Consider the following 21,123-nt stretch of genomic DNA (forward strand, 5'->3'; position numbering starts at 1 on the left):
GATCGGGCCCGCAGGGGCCGTAAAACCTGCAATCGCGGTGTGCCAGAACCACTGCGTTTGCAGATTTTGCGGCCCCTGCGGGCCCGATCGCGGCACAAGGCGCGCTCCCACATGGGCCGGGGTGGCTTGCACTGATTGGGTGATTAGCGCACCAAGAGGTAGCGCGCCAAAACAGTAGGAGTATATGATTCAGATATGTTTCGTATATCCAGGAGCACTCAAGATTGCCGAAGACCTGCACGAGGACTTGCGCGTCGCCAGCGCTGCGTTGTCGCGCTCGATCAACGCCCAGGCCGAGTTCTGGATTCGCATCGGCATGCTCGCCGAACTGAACCCCCAGGCCAATTACCAGGAGTTGCTGCGCCAACTGCTGCGTCAGGAGCAAGCCAGCCTCAAGGAGCTGATCCAGTGAGCCAAGTGATCATCAAGGACGCCGCCCAACTGGCGCTGATGCGTCGTGCCGGGCAACTGCTGGCCCAGGTGTTCGCCGACCTGGACGGGTTCATTCGCGCCGGCGTCAGCACCCTGCAGATCAACGACCGCGCCGATGCCTTCATCGTCGAGACGCTGAGGGCACGTCCGGCCAGCAAGGGCCAGTACGGCTTCCCCTACTCATTGAATACCTCGGTCGATCACGTGGTCTGCCATGGAATGCCGAATGCGAGCGAGATCCTGGCCGAGGGCTCGATCATCAACGTCGACATCACCTTGGAACAAGGTGGGTACATTGCCGATTCCTCGAAGATGTACTGTGTGGGCAAAATCGAAGTTGAAGCCCGTCGCCTGGTCGAAACCACCTACGACGCAATGTGGAAGGGCATCGAGCAAGTCCGCCCCGGCGCCACTCTTGGCGACGTCGGCCACGCGATCCAGACACACGCCGAAGCAGCAGGCTACAGCGTGGTGCGAGAATACTGCGGACACGGTATTGGCCGGCAGATGCACGAAGGTCCCGAAGTGCTGCACTACGGACAACGGGGCAGTGGCCTGACCCTGAAGCCGGGCATGGTCTTCACCATCGAGCCGATGATCAACCAGGGCGGACGTGGCACCCGCACCCTGCGCGACGGCTGGACCGTCATCACGCGGGACCGCAGCCTGTCGGCGCAGTGGGAGCATACGGTGGCAGTGACCGAGGATGGGTTTGAGGTGCTGACGTTGCGGGAAGAGGAGTTGCGAGGATAGCGGTACGCCGAGCCATTCCCCTGATGAGCCCTGAGCGGCATTCAGGGGGAGCGTCGGGAAAACGATACAAACAAAAAAAGCGACCCTAAGGTCGCTTTCTTTGTGGCTTCCGGGTGTTCAGTGGGCCCTGGAAGCTGGAATATGGCGCAGCGGACGGGACTCGAACCCGCGACCCCCGGCGTGACAGGCCGGTATTCTAACCGACTGAACTACCGCTGCGCTATACACTGAGAAGTGGTGGGTGATGACGGGATCGAACCGCCGACCCTCTGCTTGTAAGGCAGATGCTCTCCCAGCTGAGCTAATCACCCTTCGTCTCGGTGTGGCGCGCATTCTACGGAGCACCCGCCACCCTGGCAAGCACTTTTTTAAATTATTTTTTGAGGCGTTTCAAAGACCTACAGGTCTGGCCTGAAACTGCCGCACGGAGAATAATGCCCTCCTTATGCATTAAGGAGAGTTTCACCCCATGTGGTTCAAAAACCTGCTGACCTACCGCCTGACCCAGGACGTTGCGTTCGACGCCGAAGCTCTGGAAACCGCCCTGGCCTCCAAGCCGGCCCGTCCCTGCGCCAGCCAGGAGTTGACCACCTACGGTTTCGTCGCGCCCTTCGGCAAGGGCGAGGATGCACCGCTGGTTCACGTCAGCGGTGACTACCTGCTGATCGCTGCGCGTAAAGAAGAACGTATCCTCCCTGGCAGCGTCGTGCGCGATGCCGTTAAAGAGAAGATCGACGAGATCGAGACCGAGCAGATGCGCAAGGTCTATAAAAAGGAACGCGACCAGATCAAGGACGAGATCATCCAGGCATTCCTGCCGCGTGCCTTTATCCGCCGCTCGATGGTGTTCGCCGCCATCGCTCCGCGCCAGGGCCTGATCCTGGTCAACTCTGCCAGCGCCAAACGCGCCGAAGACCTGCTCTCCACCCTGCGCGAAGTGATGGGCTCGCTGCCGGTACGTCCGGTGTCGGTGAAGATCGCGCCGACCGCGACCATGACCGATTGGGTCAAATCGCAAAAAGCTGCCCCGGACTTCCATGTGCTGGACGAATGCGAACTGCGCGACACTCACGAAGACGGCGGCATCGTGCGCTGCAAACGCCAGGACCTGACCAGCGACGAAATCCAGCTGCACCTGGGTACCGGCAAGGTGGTCACCCAGCTGTCGCTGGCCTGGCAGGACAAGCTGTCGTTCGTCCTCGACGACAAGATGGTCATCAAGCGCCTCAAGTTCGAAGAGCTGCTGCAGGACCAGGCTGAACAGGATGGCGGCGACGAAGCCCTTGGCCAACTCGACGCCAGCTTCCTGCTGATGATGCTCACCTTCGCCGACTACCTGCCAGCGCTGTTCGAAGCCTTGGGTGGCGAAGAGATCCCGCAGGGGGTCTGATCTACCTCGCCCCTCGTGCTGACGCTTATACAAGAAGAAGGAAATATCATGCGTGCCCTTGCCGCCCTCAGCCGATTCGTCGGCAATACCTTTGCCGCGTGGGTGCTGCTGTTCGCCTGCCTGGCATTTTTCCAGCCGCAGTGGTTCATCGGCCTGAAAAGCTGGATCGTGCCGCTGTTGGGCCTGGTGATGTTCGGCATGGGCCTGACGCTCAAGCTCGACGACTTCGCCGCCGTGGCTCGCCAGCCATGGCGGGTGGCGCTGGGGGTAGTGGCGCATTTCATGATCATGCCAGGTGTGGCGTGGCTGCTCTGCCAGCTGTTCCACCTGCCACCGGAAATCGCCGTGGGGGTAATCCTCGTCGGCTGCTGCCCGAGCGGCACCGCGTCCAACGTCATGGTGTGGCTGTCCAAGGGGGACCTGGCGCTGGCGGTGGCGATCGCCGCGGTCACCACGCTGCTGGCGCCGCTGCTCACCCCTACCCTCATCTGGCTGCTGGCCTCGGCCTGGCTGCCGGTGTCCTTCATGGACATGTTCTGGTCGATCCTGCAACTGGTGATGCTGCCGATCGTGCTCGGCGTACTGGCCCAGCGCCTGCTTGGCGCACGGGTGCAGTTGGCAGTACAGGTGCTGCCGCTGGTGTCGGTGGTGAGCATCGTGATGATTGTCTGCGCGGTGGTTGCCGCCAGCCAGGCGAAGATCGCCGAGTCCGGCCTGCTGATCATGGCGGTGGTGGTATTGCACAACAGCTTCGGCTTCCTGCTCGGCTACCTGACCGGCAAGCTGTGCAAGTTGCCTCTGGCCCAGCGCAAGTCGCTGGCGCTGGAGGTGGGTATGCAGAACTCGGGGCTGGGGGCAGCACTGGCCAGCGCGCACTTTTCACCACTGGCGGCGGTGCCAAGCGCGTTGTTCAGCGTATGGCACAACATTTCCGGCGCCCTGCTCTCCACTTGGTTCCGCCGCATGGAAGAGCCATCGCCCCCATCCACGAAGGTGGAACAGGCTGCCCGTTCTTCCTGAAGGCTTGCCCCGGCACCGGCAGATGTGCAATATAGTGCGCACTGTGAGGACGACCTCACGACGCGCTGCGTGAACGATCCGGGGACGGCCCCATCCTTGAGCTGATGGAGACCTGACCTATGTCCTGGATCATTCTGTTTTTCGCCGGCCTGTTCGAGGTTGGCTGGGCCGTCGGCTTGAAATATACCGACGGCTTTTCGCGTCCATTGCCCACCGTGCTGACTGTGGGAGCAATGGTCATCAGCCTTGGCCTGCTGGGCCTGGCCGTGAAAGAGTTGCCGCTGGGGACCGCCTACGCCATCTGGACGGGTGTCGGCGCGGTCGGCACGGTCATCGCCGGGATCATCCTGTTTGGTGAATCGATGGCGCTGGTTCGACTGGTCAGCGTGGCGCTGATCGTCTGCGGGCTGATCGGCCTCAAGGTCAGCGCCAGCTGAACTTTGCCCCGCTCTACCGTACGCTGCCGCGCAGGGCACTGACCTTCGCGCGCAGCGATTCGGGTTGCGCCTCCTCCACCTCGACGACTTCCCCGGCTACCAGCGTGACCCGCGACCATAGCCTTCGGAACAGCCCCTTGGCTGGATCCCGGCTGAAGAAGCTCCCCCAGAGCCCTTGCAAGGCCAATGGAATCACCGGTACCGGTGTCTCTGCGAGGATGCGCTTGACGCCGCTCTTGAACACGTCGATCTCGCCGTCAGTGCTGAGCTTGCCTTCGGGGAAGATGCACACCAGCTCCCCCGCCGCCAGTGAGGCGGCAATCCTCTCGAAGGCCTGCTCGTAGGCCGCCGCATCTTCGCTGCGTCCGGCAATCGGAATCGCACCCGCCGTGCGGAAGATGAAGTTGAGCACCGGCAGACGGTAGATCTTGTAGTACATGACAAAACGGATCGGCCGGCGCACGGCTCCGGCGATCAGCAGCGCATCGACGAACGACACGTGGTTGCACACCAGCAGTGCCGCGCCTTCATCGGGAATCCGCTCTAGGCCGCGATGCTCGACCCGGTACATGGAATGGCTGAGCAGCCAGATCATGAAGCGCATGGTGAACTCGGGGACAATGCGGAAGATATAGGCATTGACCGCGATGTTGAGCAGCGACACCACCAGGAACAGTTGCGGAATCGACAGCTTGGCCACGCTCAGCAGGACGATGGTGACGATCGCCGAAACCACCATGAACAACGCGTTGAGAATGTTGTTGGCGGCAATCACCCGCGCCCGCTGGTCTTCGGCTGTCCGCGCCTGGATCAGTGCGTATAGCGGGACTATATAGAAGCCGCCGAACACGCCCAGCCCGACGATCGCCCCGAGAATCCACCATGCTTGCGCCATGCCCAGCAGCGCTAGCCAGTCATGGGGCGTGGCCGCAGCCTCTACATCACCGGAATGCCACCACCAGAGCAGGCCGAAGACGGTGAGCCCGAACGATCCGAACGGCACCAGGCCGATCTCCACCTTTCGCCCGCTCAGGCGCTCGCACAGCAGCGAACCCACTGCGATGCCCACCGAGAACAGTGTCAGCACCAGGGTCACGACCGTCTCGTCCCCATGCAGCCAGTCCTTGGCGTATGCCGGGATCTGGGTCAGGTAGATGGCCCCGACGAACCAGAACCAGGAATTGCCGACGATCGACCGCGACACTGCCGGTGTCTGTCCCAGGCCCAGGCGCAAGGTGGCGCAGGTCTGAGTGAAGATGTTCCAGTTCAGCTTCATGCCCGGAGCAGTCGCGGCGGCCCGGGGAATCCAGCGGCTGGCCAGATAGCCCAGCATCGCCACACCCACCACGGCCATGGCGACGATGGGCGCATAGTGGGTGCTCGACATCATCACCCCGGCACCGATGGTGCCCGCCAGGATGGCCAGGAAGGTCCCCATCTCCACCAATCCGTTGCCACCCACCAGCTCCTGCTCGCGCAACGCCTGGGGCAATATCGAGTACTTCACCGGCCCGAACAGCGCCGAATGGGTGCCCATGGCAAAGAGCGCCAGCAACATCAGTTCGAGATGATTGCTGACGAAACCGACCGCACCGATGGCCATGATGACGATCTCGGCCAGCTTGATCACGCGGATCAGCGCGTCCTTGGCAAACTTCTCGCCAAATTGCCCGGCGAGCGCCGAAAACAGAAAGAACGGCAGGATGAACAGCAGCGCGCAAAGATTGACCCAGATCGACCGGTCGCCTTCAAGGCTGAGCTTGTAGAGAATCGCCAGGATCAGCGACTGCTTGAACAGATTGTCGTTGAAGGCACCCAGCGACTGGGTGATGAAAAAAGGCAAGAAGCGTCGCTTGCCGAGCAAGGTGAATTGCGAGGGGTGACTCATCGTCCGTCCTTGTACATGCATGAGGCGTTGTCATTGGGGTTCGCCATGATAGCGCCACAGGGCCCAAGCTGCAGATTACCGTTGGCGGGCCAGGACTGCGACCCTTGTCACGCTTGCTACTACAACCAACGTCGGCGCTGACTAACCCCGGGCGCCGTGCCAGACTGTCTGACCGGGATCGGCTTTTTTGCGGAGTTGTCATGTCGTTGTCCAGCGGGCTGATCGCCGTGGTCGCCCTGGTCTATATGGCCATCATGTTCGCCATCGCCTTCTACGGCGACCGCCGCAGCACCCCGCTGCCGCCGCGTCTGCGCGCCTGGGTCTATAGCCTGTCGCTGGCGGTCTACTGCACCAGCTGGACGTTCTTCGGCGCGGTCGGCCAGGCCGCCGAGCAGCTTTGGGCATTCCTGCCGATCTACCTGGGCCCGGTGCTGCTGTTGCTGTTCGCGCCATGGGTACTCCAGAAGATGGTGTTGATCAGCAAGCAGGAAAACATTACCTCGATCGCCGACTTCATCGCAGCGCGCTATGGCAAGTCGCAGACCCTGGCCGTGGTCGTGGCGCTGATCTGCCTGGTCGGCGTGCTGCCCTACATTGCGCTGCAGCTCAAGGGCATCGTGCTGGGGGTCAACCTCTTGATCGGCGCCAATGCCGACGCCACCGGCAGCCGCGTGCAGGACACCGCGCTGGTGGTCTCGCTGGTGCTGGCGCTGTTCAGTATCGTCTTCGGCACTCGTAGCCTGGACGTGACCGAGCACCACCGGGGCATGGTGCTGGCGATTGCGTTCGAAGCGCTGGTCAAGCTGCTGGCGTTTCTAGCCGTGGGCGCCTTCGTGGTCTTCAACCTGTATGACGGCTTCGACGACCTGTTCACTCAGGCGCGTCTGGCACCCCACCTGGACAGCTACTGGGAAGAGACCATCAACTGGCCTTCGATGGTGGTGCAGACCATGGTGGCGATGATGGCGATCATCTGCCTGCCTCGCCAATTCCACGTTACCGTGGTGGAGAACACCGAGGCTCAGGACCTGCGCCTGGCGCGATGGGTGTTTCCGCTGTACCTGGTGCTCGCCGCGCTGTTCGTGGTGCCGATCGCGCTGGCCGGGCAACTGCTGCTGCCGGGCACGGTGATTTCCGACTCCTTCGTCATCAGTCTGCCGCTCGCCGAGGCACACCCGAGCCTCGCCCTGCTCGCTTTCATCGGCGGCGCCTCCGCCGCCACCGGGATGGTGATCGTCGAGGCGGTGGCGCTGTCGACCATGGTTTCCAATGACATGCTCCTGCCCTGGTTGCTGCGGCGCAACAACGCAGAGCGGCCTTTCGAGGTGTTCCGCCACTGGATGCTGTCGGTGCGCAGGGTGACCATCGTCGTGATCCTCCTGCTGGCTTATGTCAGCTACCGCCTGCTGGGCTCCACCGCCAGCCTGGCGACCATCGGCCAGATCGCCTTTGCCGCGGTGACGCAACTGGCGCCGGCGATGCTCGGCGCGCTGTACTGGAAACAAGCCAACCGGCGTGGCGTGTTCGCGGGGCTGGCCGCAGGGATCTTCCTGTGGTTCTACACCCTGGTGCTACCCATCACCGCCCATAGCCTGGGCTGGTCCCTGGCGCTGTTCCCCGGCCTGGACTGGCTGCACGGCAACCCGCTGAACCTGCCGATCACGCCGCTGACCCAAGGGGTGGTGCTGTCACTGGCAGGTAACTTCACGCTGTTCGCCTGGGTGTCGATCCTGTCGCGCACGCGGGTGTCGGAGCATTGGCAGGCCGGTCGATTCATCGGACAGCAGACCAGCGCCCGGCCGGGCAGCCGCTCGCTGCTGGCGGTGCAGATCGACGACCTGCTCCAACTGGCGGCGCGCTTCGTCGGCGAGGAACGCGCCCGGCAGAGCTTCATACGCTTCGCCTATCGCCAGGGCAAAGGCTTCAACCCCAACCAGAACGCCGATGGCGACTGGATCGAGCATACCGAACGCCTGCTGGCCGGGGTGCTCGGCACCTCCTCGACCCGCGCAGTGGTCAAGGCGGCCATCGAAGGCCGCGAGATGCAGCTCGAGGACGTAGTGCGCATTGCCGACGAAGCTTCCGAGGTGCTGCAGTTCAACCGCGCCTTGCTGCAGGGAGCGATCGAGAACATCAACCAGGGTATCAGCGTGGTCGACCAGAACCTCCATCTGGTTGCCTGGAACCGCCGTTACCTGGAGCTGTTCAACTATCCGGACGGGCTGATCAGTGTCGGCCGGCCGATCGCCGACATCATCCGCTACAACGCCGAGCGTGGCCTGTGCGGGCCGGGCGAGGCGCAGGTGCATGTCGCCCGCCGCCTGCACTGGATGCGCCAAGGCCGCGCGCACACTTCCGAGCGGTTGTTTCCAAATGGCCGGGTCATCGAACTGATCGGCAACCCGATGCCCGGCGGCGGTTTCGTCATGAGCTTCACCGATATCACCCCGTTCCGCGAGGCCGAGCAGGCGTTGAAGGAGGCCAATGAAGGGCTGGAACAACGCGTTGCCGCCCGCACGTTCGAGCTCTCGCAGCTCAACCAGGCCTTGAGCGAGGCCAAGAGCCACGCCGAGGCGGTGAGCCAGTCCAAGACGCGCTTCCTCGCGGCAGTCAGCCATGACCTGATGCAGCCCCTGAATGCTGCCCGGCTGTTCTCGGCCGCGCTGTCGCAGCAAGGCGAGGAGTTGTCCGAGGACGCCCAGCAACTGGTGCAGCACATGGACAGCTCGCTGCGTTCCGCCGAAGAGCTGATCAGCGACCTGCTCGACATCTCGCGCCTCGAAAACGGCAAGATCACCCCCGATCCCAAGCCGTTCGCCCTGAGTGAGCTGTTTGACGCCCTGGGCGCGGAGTTCACGGTGCTGGCGCGCCAGAAAGGCCTGGAGTTCCGCCTGCGCGGCAGCCGCCTGCGGGTGCACAGCGACATGAAGCTGCTCCGGCGTATCCTGCAGAACTTCCTTACCAACGCCTTGCGCTACGGCAAGAGCCCCATCCTGTTGGGCGCCAGGCGCCGCAAGGGTCGCTTGTGGCTGGAGGTATGGGACCGGGGACCGGGGATTGCCGACGACAAGCTGCAGGTGATTTTCCAGGAGTTCAAGCGCCTGGACAGCCACCAGACCCGCGCGGAGAAAGGTCTGGGGCTGGGATTGGCGATTGCTGACGGCCTGTGCCGTGTGCTGGGCCATGAGCTGCAGGTGCGCTCGTGGCCAGGCAAGGGCACGGTGTTTCGGGTCAGCGTGCCGCTGGCCAGCAGCGCCGCGCCCGTGCAGAGCGCGCCGGTCGAACAGCCCGGGCAGCCGCTGGCCGGCCTCCAGGTGCTGTGCGTCGATAACGAGGACAGCATCCTGGTAGGCATGAGCAGCCTGCTCAGCCGCTGGGGCTGTCAGGTGTGGACCGCGCGAAACCAGCAGGAATGCGGCGCGCTGCTGGACAAAGGCATGCGTCCGCACCTGGCGCTGGTCGACTATCACCTGGATGACGGCGAGACAGGTACCGGGCTCATGGCCTGGCTACGGACCCGCCTGGGCGAGCCGGTTCCGGGGGTGGTGATCAGTGCCGACGGGCGCAGCGAAACGATCGCCCAGGTACATGCCGCAGGCCTCGACTATCTGACCAAGCCGGTCAAGCCGGCAGCCTTGCGGGCATTACTCAATCGCCATCTGAGCCTGGCTCAGTGACCGGGGTATCACTCAGCGCGCGTTCCAGCAGGTCGGCCGCGAGGCTCTTGCTGGCGCGTGCACCGAGCAGCTTGAGCTGCTCGCTGCGGCTGATCAGGTTGCCGCGCCCTTCGCACAGCTTGTTGCGCGCCGCGGCGTAGGCTTTGTCCACTTGCTGCAGGCGCGTGCCCAGCTCGTCCAGGTCCTGGATGAACAGCACGAACTTGTCGTACAGCCACCCGGCACGCTCGGCGATTTCGCGGGCGTTCTGACTCTGGCGCTCTTGCTTCCACAGGCTGTCGATCACCCTCAGCGTGGCCAGAAGCGTGGTCGGGCTGACGATGATGATCTGCCGGTCGAAGGCTTCCTGGAACAGATTGGGCTCGGCTTGCAGGGCCGCCGAGAACGCCGCCTCGATGGGCACGAAGAGCAGCACGAAATCCAGGCTGTGCAGGCCGTCCAGGCGGCTGTAGTCCTTGCCTGAAAGGCCCTTGACGTGGTTGCGCAGCGACAGCACGTGCTGCTTGAGCGCGGCCTGGGCGGCCTGACTGTCGGGGTCGCTGACATACTGCTGATAGGCTGTAAGGCTGACCTTGGCGTCGACCACTACCTGCTTGCCGCCCGGCATCATGATCAGCACATCGGGCTGGAAGCGCTCGCCGTCGGCGCTCTTGAGGCTGACCTGAGTCTGGTATTCGCGACCCTTCTCAAGGCCTGCATGCTCAAGCACCCGCTCAAGAATCAGCTCGCCCCAGTTGCCCTGGGTCTTCTGGCCCTTGAGGGCCTGGGTGAGGTTGGTTGCTTCATCGCTCAGGCGCTGGTTGAGCTGCTGCAGGCGCTCCAGTTCCTTGCCCAGGGAAAAACGCTCGCGAGCTTCTTGCTGGTAGCTTTCCTCGACGCGTTTCTCGAAGGACTGAATACGCTCCTTGAGCGGATCGAGCAGTTGGCCGAGGTGCTGCTGGCTGGTCTGGGCGAAGCGCTGCTCGCGCTCGTCGAAGATCTTGGTGGCCAGGTCGGAAAACTGCGCCCGCAAGGTATCGCGGGCTTCTTGCAAGTCTTCGAGGCGCTGCTGGTGATTTTCCTGCTGTTCGCGCAACTCGGCGGCCAGGCCCGCGGCCTGGGCATCGAGGCGGCGCAGCTCCGCTTCACGGGTGGATCGCTCGAGCTGCCAGGCGTGGGCCGCGTCACGAGCGTTGTCACGGTCCACCTGCAGCAGCTCAAGCTCACGGCCCTGTGCGGCCAGGCTGGCCTGCTTGGCGGCGTTGGCTTCGCTGAGATCGCTGATTTCGTCCCGGCTGGCCTCAAGCTGAGCCTGCAGGCCCTCCTGCGCCAGTTGCGAACTGCCCAGGCGTTCTTCAAGCAGGGCCAATTCGCCCTGGCGCAATGCCAACCGCCGCTGCAGGTGCAACGCCCAGCCCAGACACGGCACTGCCGCCGCCACCATGCCCACCGCAATGCTGGCCAGATCTACCGCCATAGCTACCCCGATCAATCCTGCGAATCATGTTCGCAGCTTATCAGCCTGGCGCGGCGAAGGCCTCAAGACTGCGGTAATTGCCTGAGCAAACGGCGTGCTTCCTGCGAGCCTTTTGCGGCTGCCAGTTCCAGCCAGTAACGCGCCTGCTCCGGCGCGTTGGCATGAGGCTGCGAGCACAGGCGGCCGTATTCGAGCTGAGCGCGGCGATCACCCGCGCGGGCAGCCTGGCGTAGCAGCTCGTGGCCGATACGCCGGTCTCGGGCATTGCCACAGTCCCGGCAGAGCATCTGTCCAAGGCGGCTCTGGGCCACTACCACACCTTGGCGCGCGGGCTGCTTGAGCAGGCGCCCGGCAAAATGCTTGACGCTGGGCTTGTCTCCCAATCGTGGACTGTCGAGCAGCCACAAGGCCACCTTCAGCGAAAAGCGCTTGGGCTCGGGTAACGACATGGGGGCCGACGGGTCAGCGAGATTTTTACCGCGAAATATCATGACAAAAAGCGATGGCAACTCGAGAGGCGCGCCACTCTACTCCTTTTTCCGCCGAATGGCAGGGCGCTTTCCTACAGAAAACTCAAAAAAAATCACGTTTTTTTCTTGACGGTTTCACCTGCTCCAATTCCGTCAAAGAGGCGTGCGCTGGATTGTCGGACAGACCGGCAAATCCTGGCACGCCCGTGCTAGAGCAAGCCCTTGGGACAATCCACAGAAGCTGTGGATAACTCAGTGGACAACCCCCTCCGGGAGCCCGCAAACCCTTATGGAATGGGGCTCGAAGTCAAACTGACGATTTTTTCACCAGCTCGAATTAGTGTTTTTTTTCATTGACTTAAGTCTGCAGCCAAGTCATTGGCGGGGAACCGCCGCCATGTCACGAGGTTGAGACAAGCCTGCTTCCCGATGTGTACAACCCTCACGGCGCCGTGCGTGAGAGAAACGAAATGTGTCAGTGAACCGGGTTCCAGAGCCTCGAGCCTCTTCACATCGCTTATCGGTTGGGAGATACTGCTCGGCTAAGCTCGGTAGCAGAATCAGCGCTTGCTATCCTCAGGCAACTGCTGTAACGTTGCCGCCGTTAGTACCAAGCTTGAAAGTCAATTCTGGCCACACTGTCCTTGCAGCATCCTGCTCAATCATCGAGCAGCGGCTGTCGAAACCAGGACCGGCCCACTCGATGGTTCCCTCGGCAATCAATACCTGCCCAAGCAAGAACCTACCGGAAAATTGATCAGGATCTTCATCCAGAGGCCTAGAACCTTGCCCTGGCTGCATGCCTGCCTTCCCATGTACCTACCAGTCAGCCCAGCGCCACTCATATCATTGCGCCCAAACTGGCTGTCCTGTTCCAGACAGGTCCTGCGTCCTCACTAAATCATGACGCTACTGGAACGTTTTCATCGTGCACGGCTCGAATCCGTGTTTATTGCAGGAACATCCAATAACTATGACGCATAATCATCACTTCCAGGCTGCGGTTAGCACCCTCTCCCAGGCATTTGCCCCTTTGAACTGCCTGATCTTTGCTCCGCGCAAAGGCAGCTTCAGCTTTACCCTGGTCGACGAGCATGGCATTGCATGCCATACCGAACGCCTGTACCCAGAGCAATACAAGACGGCCGAGCCACTGCAAGCGATCATCGCTCGCACCCGCCAGTCGCTCACCGCATAAGCCACCTCTCGCCAAGGCAAGCCTGCCATGGGAGCGCCGATCCGGCGCTCCGGCTTGCCCAGCGAACCCGCCTACAAGCCTATCGCCACCTTTCTTCCCTCCCAGACCTGGTAATCGCCTGAAGGCATATAGGTACTGCGGCGCTTGTTTCAATCGATTTAAAAACAGTCCTTTACATCACGGTTATCACACTACACTTCAACTCGAGCGGCTCATGTCGCTTCCGGCGGGCCTGACCATTCAACAGCTGCCAAGCTCCAGTGCCCGTCGGCCATCTTCAGTTCGAGGCCACCATGGGTATCGCTGCGAACGAATTGAGCCAGTATGTGATCCGCCCGACCCTTCTCTATCTGGGCCGCCATTGCCAGAGCGCCGAAGCCCTGCTTCTGGGGGTGGCTGCCAGCCAGTCGGCACTGGGATCGGCGCTGCATGATCGACGTGGGCACGGGCTCTATAGAATCGGTGAGACACGTCACAATTGTTTGTGGGATAAATTCCTTGCCCGCGATCCGGAGCTTGCCAGCCTGGTGCGCGGGCTGGCCAGTCAGCATGCTTTTCTCTGCGGTCCGCATCTCGAACTCACCGTCAATCTGCGCTACGCCACTGCCATTGCGTGGATGCTCATCGAGGAGCAAGGTTCGCCCCTGCCCAGGGCCGATGACTTGCTGGGATTGGCACGCATCTGGCGCCAGGCTTTCCATCCACAGGGCCGCTTGCGCGACTTCACCGATGCCTGGCATACCTGCATCGATCCGCTGGCCCTGCACGCTTGCTGAAATTTCCTACGAGGGAATCAGAAAGGTCTGTCGATACAGGTAGGATTGTCCTACAAAACCGCTCTATCTCCGGGGATTCAGCCTATAGCGCGCCGAGGGAAATGTTGGTAGCGTTCGCTCCGGAGATCCCAAGGAGTTCTAATAATGAAAAAAGTAATGCTCAAATCTTCTCTCGCCGTTGCCGTAACGCTTGCTTCAAGCCAACTGCTCGCCAGCGGTTTCGCGCTCAATGAACAAAGCATCAGCGGCATGGGGGTAGGTTTCGCGGGTCGTTCTTCCGCTGCAGAAGATGCCAGCACCATTTACGGAAACCCTGCCGGCATGTCGCGCCTCAAGCGCGAGCAAGTCACCGTTGGCGGTGCCGCCGTCATTGCCAAGACCGACATCAAGGGTGGCAGCAACCTGGGCGGCGAGACCGACGGCGATATGGTCCCGGTCGTCGGCGTGCCCATGGGTTATTACGTCAAGCCACTGGATGAGCACTGGAGCGTCGGTTTCGGTATCTACGTACCTTTCGGCCTGGTGACCGACTACGGCAGCGACGATGCCGCACGCTACTGGGGCAAGAAAAGCCATGTCGAAGTCATCACCCTCCAGCCCACCATCAGCTACGCCTTCAACGACCGGGTGTCGATCGGTTTCGGCCCGACCATCAACCGTATCGAGGGTGAGCTGGGTTCCAGCCTGATCAATCCCTTCACCCCAGGCCGCAATGACGGTGAAGTGAAGATCAAGGGCGACGATACTGCCGTCGGCTACAACATCGGCATCATGGTGCAGGCCACCGACAGCACCCGCCTGGGCCTGACCTACCACTCGATGGTCGACTACAAGCTCGAAGGCAAGACGCGCGTGAGCACGCCGTTGATCGGCCCATACAACGGCGACAAGTTCGACGCTACGCTGAAGATCAAGACGCCGGAATCGGTAGATCTGTCGATCACGCATGAACTGGACGACCAGTGGACTCTCTACGCGGGCAGCACCTGGACCCGCTGGAGCCGTCTGGAAGACATCACCGTTCAGAACGACGTACCCCAGCCATTGGTCGGTTCGGCATTCGAGACCATCAGCGAGGAGCAGAACTGGCACGATACCTGGGCCCACGCCATCGGTGCATCCTACAAGCTGAACAAGGAATGGACGCTGCGTACCGGCTTCACCGTCGACCAGTCGCCGACCAACAATCATGACCGTTCGCCCCGCATCCCGACCGGCGATCGCAAGATATTCAGCGTCGGCGCAGGCTGGAGCCCGAGCGATGACATGACCATCGACGTGGCCTACTCATACCTCTGGGAGGAGGACACCAAGGTCAACCTGGCCAGCACGACCAAAGGCCGTTACCAGGCCAAGTACGAAAACGTCGCTCATGGCTTAGGTGCTTCGCTGACGTACCGGTTCTGACAGGTTTTCCTGGATGACGAGAAACCGCCCTTGTGGCGGTTTTTCTCGGGGAGGAGCATGGGCGGCACATCCGGGCATGCCAACAGCTCATTACTGCGAAGCGATCGCCTTCTCGATCGCCGCCTTGAACTCCGGATCATCGGGCTTGGTGAGGCTTGAAAAACTGGCGATCACCTTCCCGCGCCGATCAACCACGTACTTGTAGAAATTCCACTTGGGCGCGCTGCTCTGCTCGGCCAGCTTCTTGAACAAAGGGATGGCATCGGCACCGCGGACAGTCTGCGCCTTGGTCATCGTAAAGGTGACGCCGTAGTTGGCGTAGCAGACCTTGGCGGTCTTGTCGCTGTCAGCGTCTTCCTGCTTGAAGTCATTGGAGGGTACGCCGAGCATTTCCAGCCCTTGCCCGTGATATGTCTTGTACGCGCCCTCCAGACCTTCGAACTGAGGCGCGAAGCCGCAATAGCTGGCGGTGTTGATCACCACCAGCGGCTTGCCGGCGAACCGTTCGCACAGATCAACCTGGTCCTTGCCACGCAGCTCCGGCAAAGTGCCCTGCAGCAGCGCCGGGCAATCCGCCGCCCAGCTGGATGCAGCGGTGGCGAGGGTCAACAGCGGAATCGACAACCAGCGTGCTCGCATCTTCGTTCTCCTGCCTAACGGTCCTTGGACTTGCAGGTTACCCCTAACATACCCCCATGCCCAACTGCATCAGCGCCAGCCCGCCCTTCTGCCAACCCCACCAGGCGAGAGCCAACAGCGCAAGCACGGCAGGCAGCAGTAGCCAGGGCAGCGCGCGGCGACTCATGCGGCATGCGCCTGCAGGCGGGCGACCGGACGCTCGCGAACCGGCCAGTTCAGTGCGGCAGCCAGGAGGCTGAGCAGCACCGAGATCTGCCAGACGAGGTCGTAGTTGCCGGTCTGGTCATACACCACGCCGCCCAGCCAGCCACCCAGGAAAGCTCCCAGCTGGTGGAACAGGAACACAATCCCGCCGAGCATGGACAGGTTACGCACGCCAAACAGCGTGGCGACGGTGCCATTGGTCAAGGGCACGGTGGACAGCCACAACAGGCCCATGGCGATGCCGAACAGGTAGGCGCTGACCTCTGTCACCGGAGCGAGCAGGAACAGCACGATGACTACCCCGCGCAGCAGGTAAAGCCCGGTCAGCAGCCGCGGCTTGGACATGCGTCCGCCGAGCCAGCCGGCGGTGTAGGTGCCGACGATGTTGAACAGCCCGACAAGGGCCAGCACTGTGGTGCCGGTGCTGGCGGGCAGGTGCTGGTCGACCAGATAGGCCGGCAGGTGCACGCCGATGAACACGACCTGGAAGCCGCAGACGAAGAAGCCCAGCGCCAGCAGCCAGAAACCGGAATGTGAGCAGGCCTCGCGCAGGGCCTCGCCCAGGGTCTGTTCTACCCCATGACTGGGCAGCGGCCGGTCACGCAGCAGGCCCACCAATGGCACGATGAAAGCGACCAGCAATCCCAGTACCAACAGCGCCGCAGACCAGCCGAGCCAGCCTATCAGACCGAGGGTGCCGGGCAGCATGGCAAACTGGCCGAACGATCCCGCAGCACTGGCAATACCCATGGCCATGCTGCGTTTCTCGGCCGGTACCGCACGTCCGACCACACCGAGGATCACCGAGAAGGACGTCCCGGAAAGCCCGATGCCAATCAGCAGCCCCGCACTCAGTGACAGCGACAAGGGGGAGTCGGCCATGCCCATGAGCGCAAGCCCGGCGGCGTAGAGAATGCCGCCGATGATCACGACCCTCGCCGCCCCAAGGCGGTCGGCCAAGGCACCCGCAAACGGCTGGGCCAGACCCCAGATCAGGTTCTGCAAGGCAATGGCGAAGGCGAACACTTCGCGGCCCCAACCGAAATCGGCGCTCATGGGCGCCAGGAACAGGCCGAAGCCATGGCGCACGCCAAGGGACAGTGCCAGGATCAGCGCCGCCCCCAGCAGGATCCAGCCACTGGTCCGCCAAACGGAAGTCATTGTTGTTCTCCAGCCGTCGCAAGGTCATGCGGATATATACCCGCGTCGAGACGACTGCAAGTGTTTCATGCATCGATCACGGTTGCAGTCGCCGCCGAATGGGCTCGAACGCCGGTGTCGCCTCGCGTGCAATCGGGTCGGGGGTGCCCTGTTCGATCGCCTCCCAATACTTCCAGGGCACCTTTGCGGTACCCAGCTCGTAGTCCATGCCATCCCAGCTGTCTTCGCGAAAACTGTAGAACGCCCAGTGCAGGCGAGCGTCGTCAAGAACGCCCAGCGTATCTTCCAGGTACTGGTGGCAGCCTGGGAGGCGGCGCATGCATCCGAGTTCACCGACCACCAGCCGCGAACTGGGCAGATTCATGGCCGCCGCCCAGCGCAGCGGCTGCTGCAGATAGTCGGCAACCCGGCGGGCATCCCAGTATTGCGTCCGTCCGCCAAAGGGCACCGGGCCGGGATAGGCGTAGGGCTTGGCACGCGTCAGGTTGGGCGCGCTGGTGGCCGCGTAGGGCTCGTACATGTGCACGCTGTAGAGGGTCTTGCTGTCCGCCAGCGGCGCGGGCCAATAGGTGAAGGCATCAGCCGCGGCGTACCAACCGGCGTCGAGCATCACCGGGGTGTGCGGGTCGACCTCGCGGATAGCCGCAACAATCCGCTTGTAAAGCAATGGCAGATCACGGGCCCCACCCTGTTCATCCTTGTACCAGGCGCGCATCGCTTCGGCGCTGGCATGCTCGGGCAGGCCACCGTTCTTTTCCGGGGCCGGTTCGTTGATCAGGTTGTAGGCGGCGACCGCCGGGTGGTCCTTGAGCTCGATGGCCAGGTCGCGCCAGAAGGCGGCCGACTGTTCCCAGTAGCGCTTGTCTTGCCAGAGGCGGTCGTCGAAGCGGTCGTGGTTGTTCTGTGCCCAGCGCATGCCGGGCAGCGACAGCGGAGCGACGACCACTTTCAAACCCGCCGCATGGGCGTCATCCAGCACCCGGCGCAGTGTCGCCAGGTCAGACTGGGCAAGGCCCTGGTAGTCATCGGCATCCCCCAGCAGGAAGTCCCGCCCGCTGGGCTGCCACTTGTCGTAGGACAGGCGGACCCAGCTCGCGCCATAGCCCTGCAGGGCAGTGAAGTAATCCTGCTCGGGCGGCAGGCGGTTGAAGCTGTTGCCCCCATGCCGCGGCATGTCCCAGAAACCGATCAGGTCGGCGGCGGGCGCGTTGCCCGAGAGGCAGCACAGTGTTATCAGGCTTGCAGTGATCCAGCTGCGCATACAGCCTCCCCGACCAGAATGAGAAAGGCGGCGAGCATACGGCTGGGTCCATGTTCAAACACTAAACGACACGTGACCAGGCGTTACAGGGCCAGGACCACCACCACGGTCAGTTCAAGCACCTCGAGCAGCGCCCCTGCCGTATCACCGGTGGTACCGCCCAGGCGTCGGCACATCAGCAGACGCAACCAGGCAAACACCAGCAGCGACACGGCCAGCACCGCAGCGGCCTGCAGTCCGCCCAGCAGCAGGCACGCCAGGCTGCACGCCAGCAGCATCCCGCGGCCCGCGCTGCGCGGCAGATGATCGGCGAGCGCCTGGCCCAGGCCCCCAGGCCTGACGTAGGGCGTGCACAGGAAAAGCCCCAGCAGTCCCGCGCGGCCGACCACCGGCGCGAGTACCAGCCAGGCACCCTCCCCGCGCTCGACCAGCACCCACAGCGCGCAGAACTTGAGCAGCAACACCAGCATCAGGGTGACCACGGCGATCGGTCCGCTGCGCGGGTCCTTCATGATCTGCAAGGTGCGCTCGCGGTCGCCGAATCCGCCCAGCCATGCGTCGGCGCTGTCCGCCAGGCCGTCAAGGTGAAGCGCACCGCTGAGCAAGACCCACAACGCCAGCAACAGGGCGGCTTGCAGCGGCGGTGCAGTGCCATGCAGCACGCTGCTGGCGCCCCACAGCAACACGCCGAAGAGCAACCCGATCGCGGGGTAGAACAGCAACGAACGGCCCATCTGGCGCGGCGCGGGCATACCGGGGAGGGTCACTGGCAGGCTGCTCAGGAACTGCAGGGCAATCCAGAAAGGCAGCACGTCAGGCCACCTCGCCCAGTTGCCCGTCATCGCGCGGCGCCAGGCGTACCAGGGTGCCATGGCCGACTTCGACCTGCAGCAACTGCTCGCGCGGCAAGCCACGGGCATGGGCCAGCAGCAGGCGCATGACGCCGCCGTGGGTGACGAGAAGCACGCGCTTGCCCACGTGATTGCGCTGCAGCCGCTCGATGGCGCCAAACACCCGTTCGGCAAAGGCCAGCACGGTTTCGCCGCCGGGAGGGGTGTAGGCGTAAGGATCAGCCCAGAAGCGGCCAAGCTCGTCGGCGTGGGTGTCCATCAGCTGCAGGGCGCTGTGGCCTTCCCACTCGCCGAAATGCAGCTCCTGCAACGCAGGCTCGCGCTGCACCGGCAAGCCAAGGCGTGCGCCGAGCTCGTCGGCGAACAGCGCGCAGCGCTGCAAGGGCGAGCTGACCAGCACCTCCCAGGTACCGCCGTGAGCGACCGCTTCACGCATCTGCGACCAGCCGAGCGGAGTGAGGGCATCGTCCAGGCTGCCACGCAGGCCGCCGCCCTGCTCGGTTTCACCATGGCGCAAGAGGTCGAGAATCATGCAGGACGGTCCGCCACGGCCGCTTCGGCAAAAGTGGCCATCTGCCCGTGCAGGGCGCAGGCCAGACGCAAGAGCGGCACTGCCAGAGCGGCGCCGCTGCCTTCGCCCAGGCGCAGGCCCAGGGCCAGCAAGGGTTCGGCTCCAAGTGCGGCGAGCAAGGCCTGGTGGCCAGGCTCGGCGCCCTGGTGGGCAAACATCAGCCATGGCCGGCACTGCGGATTGAGGCGCACCGCCACCAACGCCGCGACGCTGCAGATAAAACCGTCGACCAACGCTGGCACGCCTTGCTGCGCACAGGCGAGGTACGCACCTGCCAATGCAGCGATCTCGAAACCACCCACGCAGCCCAGGGCATGCAACGGCTCGTCTGCCCGCACGCCATGCAGCGCCAGGGCCCGCTCGATCACCTCGGCCTTGTGGCGCACACCGGCGCTGTCCAGGCCGGTGCCAGGGCCACTGAGGTCGCGCGCCGGGCAACCCATCAGGGCGCTTGCCAGGGCTGCGGCCGCCGTGGTGTTGCCAATGCCCATCTCGCCGCCGATGAATAGCTGCGCGCCGTGCCCAAGTGCCCGCAGAACACTGTCGCGACCGCCTTTCAGGGCACCGTGCAGTTGCTCTTGGGTCATTGCTGGCTGGCGGGCGAAGTTGGCGGTACCGGCGCCCAGGCGCAGATGCCGGACGCCCGGCAACTCGAGGTCCGGATCGATGGTGCCGAGGTCGACCACTTCAAGCCGCGCGTCGAGCTGGCGCGCCAGCACACTGATGGCCGCCCCGCCGCCGACGAAGTTGCGCAGCATCTGGCCGGTCACCGCCTGCGGATAGGCCGAGATGCCTTCCTCGACCACGCCATGGTCACCGGCAAAGATGCTGATGAACACCTGGTCCAGTTGTGGCCGCTCCTGTCCTTGCATGCCTGCCAGCTGCACCGCGAGGACTTCCAGCTGGCCTAGCGAGCCAGTGGGTTTGGTCAATTGCTGCTGACGGGCGCGGGCCTGGTCCATGGCGGCGTGATCGAGAGGTTGGCAGGCATCGCGCCACCAGGTTTGAGTCATAGAGCAGGTCCTTTGAGCATGAGAGGAAGACCGGCAACCGTCAGCACCACGCGCTCGCAGCGCTCGGCCACGGCCTGGTGCATCAGGCCGGCCAGGTCGACGTAGCGGCGAGTCAGCTCGCCCATGGGCACCACGCCCAGGCCGGTTTCGTTGCTGACCAGGATGACGGTGCCGGGCAGCTGCGCCAGGCAGTCGAGCAGCGCGTCGCGCTCCTCGGCCAGGCGCTGAGGGTCTTCGAGCATCAGCAGGTTGGTCAGCCACAGGGTCAGGCAGTCGACCAGCAGGCAGCGGCCTTCGGCAGCTTCGCGGCGCAGCACGGCGGCCATGGCCACGGGTTCTTCGATGAGCGCCCAGTCTGCGGGACGGCGCTCGCGGTGCAACTGCACCCGCGCGTTCATTTCGCCATCCAGCGGTTCGCTGGTGGCGATGTAGGTGACCGGCAGCCCGCTGGCCGCAGCCAGTTGCTCGGCCAGGCGGCTCTTGCCGGAGCGGGCGCCGCCGAGGATAAGGCTGCGCATG

At 63.4% G+C, this 21,123-nt stretch carries 21 protein-coding genes and 2 tRNA genes; 9 read left to right on the forward strand and 14 right to left on the reverse strand.

Going from position 1 to position 21,123, the window contains the following annotated elements:
• Positions 1–184 precede the first annotated feature (184 nt).
• Both AC0ZZU_RS21870 and map read left to right on the forward strand, forming a co-directional pair.
• Positions 185–412: a ParD-like family protein gene (locus AC0ZZU_RS21870; protein ID WP_476341777.1), complete on the forward strand. Its 228-nt coding sequence runs from the start codon at positions 185–187 to the stop codon at positions 410–412.
• Positions 409–1,185, forward strand: a complete 777-nt coding sequence (gene map / locus AC0ZZU_RS21875; protein WP_476341779.1) for a type I methionyl aminopeptidase — start codon at positions 409–411, stop codon at positions 1,183–1,185. The genes AC0ZZU_RS21870 and map overlap by 4 nt, the downstream gene beginning before the upstream one ends.
• Positions 1,186–1,327: 142 nt before the next feature.
• Here map and AC0ZZU_RS21880 read toward each other — a convergent pair.
• Positions 1,328–1,404, reverse strand: a tRNA-Asp gene (locus AC0ZZU_RS21880).
• Between the two features lie 16 nt (positions 1,405–1,420).
• Positions 1,421–1,496, reverse strand: a tRNA-Val gene (locus tag AC0ZZU_RS21885).
• Between the two features lie 158 nt (positions 1,497–1,654).
• On the opposite strand from AC0ZZU_RS21885, the gene rdgC reads away from it, so the two are divergent.
• The 3 genes from rdgC (at position 1,655) to sugE (ending at position 4,032) form a co-directional block, all read left to right on the forward strand.
• A complete protein-coding gene (rdgC, locus tag AC0ZZU_RS21890) occupies positions 1,655–2,575 on the forward strand; it encodes a recombination-associated protein RdgC (RefSeq protein ID WP_158460091.1) in 921 nt (306 codons plus the stop codon).
• A gap of 48 nt (positions 2,576–2,623) precedes the next feature.
• Positions 2,624–3,595: a bile acid:sodium symporter family protein gene (locus AC0ZZU_RS21895; RefSeq protein ID WP_476343367.1), complete on the forward strand. Its 972-nt coding sequence runs from the start codon at positions 2,624–2,626 to the stop codon at positions 3,593–3,595.
• A 119-nt stretch (positions 3,596–3,714) separates the two neighbouring features.
• Positions 3,715–4,032: a quaternary ammonium compound efflux SMR transporter SugE gene (gene sugE / locus AC0ZZU_RS21900; RefSeq protein WP_476343368.1), complete on the forward strand. Its 318-nt coding sequence runs from the start codon at positions 3,715–3,717 to the stop codon at positions 4,030–4,032.
• 13 nt (positions 4,033–4,045) lie between these two features.
• On the opposite strand, the gene AC0ZZU_RS21905 is transcribed toward sugE, so the two are convergent.
• Positions 4,046–5,920 carry an MFS transporter gene (locus tag AC0ZZU_RS21905; protein ID WP_476343369.1) on the reverse strand — a complete coding sequence of 625 codons (1,875 nt, stop codon included), beginning with the start codon at positions 5,918–5,920 and terminating at the stop codon, positions 4,046–4,048.
• Between the two features lie 200 nt (positions 5,921–6,120).
• On the opposite strand from AC0ZZU_RS21905, the gene AC0ZZU_RS21910 reads away from it, so the two are divergent.
• Entirely contained in the window at positions 6,121–9,597 is a 3,477-nt protein-coding gene (locus AC0ZZU_RS21910; RefSeq protein WP_476343370.1) for a hybrid sensor histidine kinase/response regulator, read from the forward strand.
• Here the strand turns inward: AC0ZZU_RS21910 and AC0ZZU_RS21915 are convergent.
• The 3 genes from AC0ZZU_RS21915 to AC0ZZU_RS21925 all read right to left on the reverse strand — a co-directional run bounded on the left by AC0ZZU_RS21915 (position 9,569) and on the right by AC0ZZU_RS21925 (position 12,324).
• Positions 9,569–10,939: a DNA recombination protein RmuC gene (locus AC0ZZU_RS21915; RefSeq protein WP_476343449.1), complete on the reverse strand. Its 1,371-nt coding sequence runs from the start codon at positions 10,937–10,939 to the stop codon at positions 9,569–9,571. The two genes, AC0ZZU_RS21910 and AC0ZZU_RS21915, sit on opposite strands and share 29 nt — an antisense overlap.
• A gap of 176 nt (positions 10,940–11,115) precedes the next feature.
• Entirely contained in the window at positions 11,116–11,544 is a 429-nt protein-coding gene (locus tag AC0ZZU_RS21920) for a tetratricopeptide repeat protein (RefSeq protein ID WP_476343371.1), read from the reverse strand.
• A gap of 555 nt (positions 11,545–12,099) precedes the next feature.
• Positions 12,100–12,324, reverse strand: coding sequence for a hypothetical protein (locus tag AC0ZZU_RS21925; RefSeq protein ID WP_476343372.1), 225 nt, complete (start codon positions 12,322–12,324; stop codon positions 12,100–12,102).
• A 172-nt stretch (positions 12,325–12,496) separates the two neighbouring features.
• On the opposite strand from AC0ZZU_RS21925, the gene AC0ZZU_RS21930 reads away from it, so the two are divergent.
• From AC0ZZU_RS21930 to AC0ZZU_RS21940, 3 genes are all read left to right on the forward strand, one after another.
• A complete protein-coding gene (locus AC0ZZU_RS21930; protein ID WP_158460083.1) occupies positions 12,497–12,721 on the forward strand; it encodes a hypothetical protein in 225 nt (74 codons plus the stop codon).
• Positions 12,722–13,014: 293 nt separating this feature from the next.
• The gene (locus AC0ZZU_RS21935; protein ID WP_476343373.1) at positions 13,015–13,497 is read left to right on the forward strand and encodes a hypothetical protein; all 483 of its coding nucleotides are present in this window, start codon (positions 13,015–13,017) and stop codon (positions 13,495–13,497) included.
• A 144-nt stretch (positions 13,498–13,641) separates the two neighbouring features.
• Positions 13,642–14,904: an OmpP1/FadL family transporter gene (locus AC0ZZU_RS21940; RefSeq protein WP_476343374.1), complete on the forward strand. Its 1,263-nt coding sequence runs from the start codon at positions 13,642–13,644 to the stop codon at positions 14,902–14,904.
• A 90-nt stretch (positions 14,905–14,994) separates the two neighbouring features.
• Here AC0ZZU_RS21940 and AC0ZZU_RS21945 read toward each other — a convergent pair whose 3' ends face one another.
• The 8 genes from AC0ZZU_RS21945 to cobU form a co-directional block, all read right to left on the reverse strand.
• On the reverse strand, positions 14,995–15,543 hold the full coding sequence (locus AC0ZZU_RS21945) for a glutathione peroxidase (protein WP_476343375.1): 549 nt from the start codon (positions 15,541–15,543) through the stop codon (positions 14,995–14,997).
• A gap of 43 nt (positions 15,544–15,586) precedes the next feature.
• Positions 15,587–15,709: a hypothetical protein gene (locus AC0ZZU_RS21950; protein WP_476343376.1), complete on the reverse strand. Its 123-nt coding sequence runs from the start codon at positions 15,707–15,709 to the stop codon at positions 15,587–15,589.
• Positions 15,706–16,908: an MFS transporter gene (locus AC0ZZU_RS21955; protein WP_476343377.1), complete on the reverse strand. Its 1,203-nt coding sequence runs from the start codon at positions 16,906–16,908 to the stop codon at positions 15,706–15,708. The genes AC0ZZU_RS21950 and AC0ZZU_RS21955 overlap by 4 nt, the downstream gene beginning before the upstream one ends.
• Positions 16,909–16,984: 76 nt before the next feature.
• Positions 16,985–18,169 (reverse strand): glycoside hydrolase family 5 protein, encoded by a 1,185-nt coding sequence (locus tag AC0ZZU_RS21960; RefSeq protein ID WP_476343378.1) that lies wholly within the window; start codon positions 18,167–18,169, stop codon positions 16,985–16,987.
• 83 nt (positions 18,170–18,252) lie between these two features.
• The gene (locus AC0ZZU_RS21965; RefSeq protein WP_476343450.1) at positions 18,253–18,981 is read right to left on the reverse strand and encodes an adenosylcobinamide-GDP ribazoletransferase; all 729 of its coding nucleotides are present in this window, start codon (positions 18,979–18,981) and stop codon (positions 18,253–18,255) included.
• Between the two features lies 1 nt (position 18,982).
• A complete protein-coding gene (cobC, locus tag AC0ZZU_RS21970) occupies positions 18,983–19,552 on the reverse strand; it encodes an alpha-ribazole phosphatase family protein (RefSeq protein ID WP_476343379.1) in 570 nt (189 codons plus the stop codon).
• On the reverse strand, positions 19,549–20,604 hold the full coding sequence (cobT, locus tag AC0ZZU_RS21975; RefSeq protein ID WP_476343380.1) for a nicotinate-nucleotide--dimethylbenzimidazole phosphoribosyltransferase: 1,056 nt from the start codon (positions 20,602–20,604) through the stop codon (positions 19,549–19,551). The genes cobC and cobT overlap by 4 nt, the downstream gene beginning before the upstream one ends.
• Positions 20,601–21,122: a bifunctional adenosylcobinamide kinase/adenosylcobinamide-phosphate guanylyltransferase gene (gene cobU / locus AC0ZZU_RS21980; protein ID WP_476343381.1), complete on the reverse strand. Its 522-nt coding sequence runs from the start codon at positions 21,120–21,122 to the stop codon at positions 20,601–20,603. Before cobU ends, cobT begins: the two co-directional genes overlap by 4 nt.
• Position 21,123 lies beyond the last annotated feature (1 nt).

It is taken from the genome of Pseudomonas sp. JE3303, assembly GCF_056312565.1.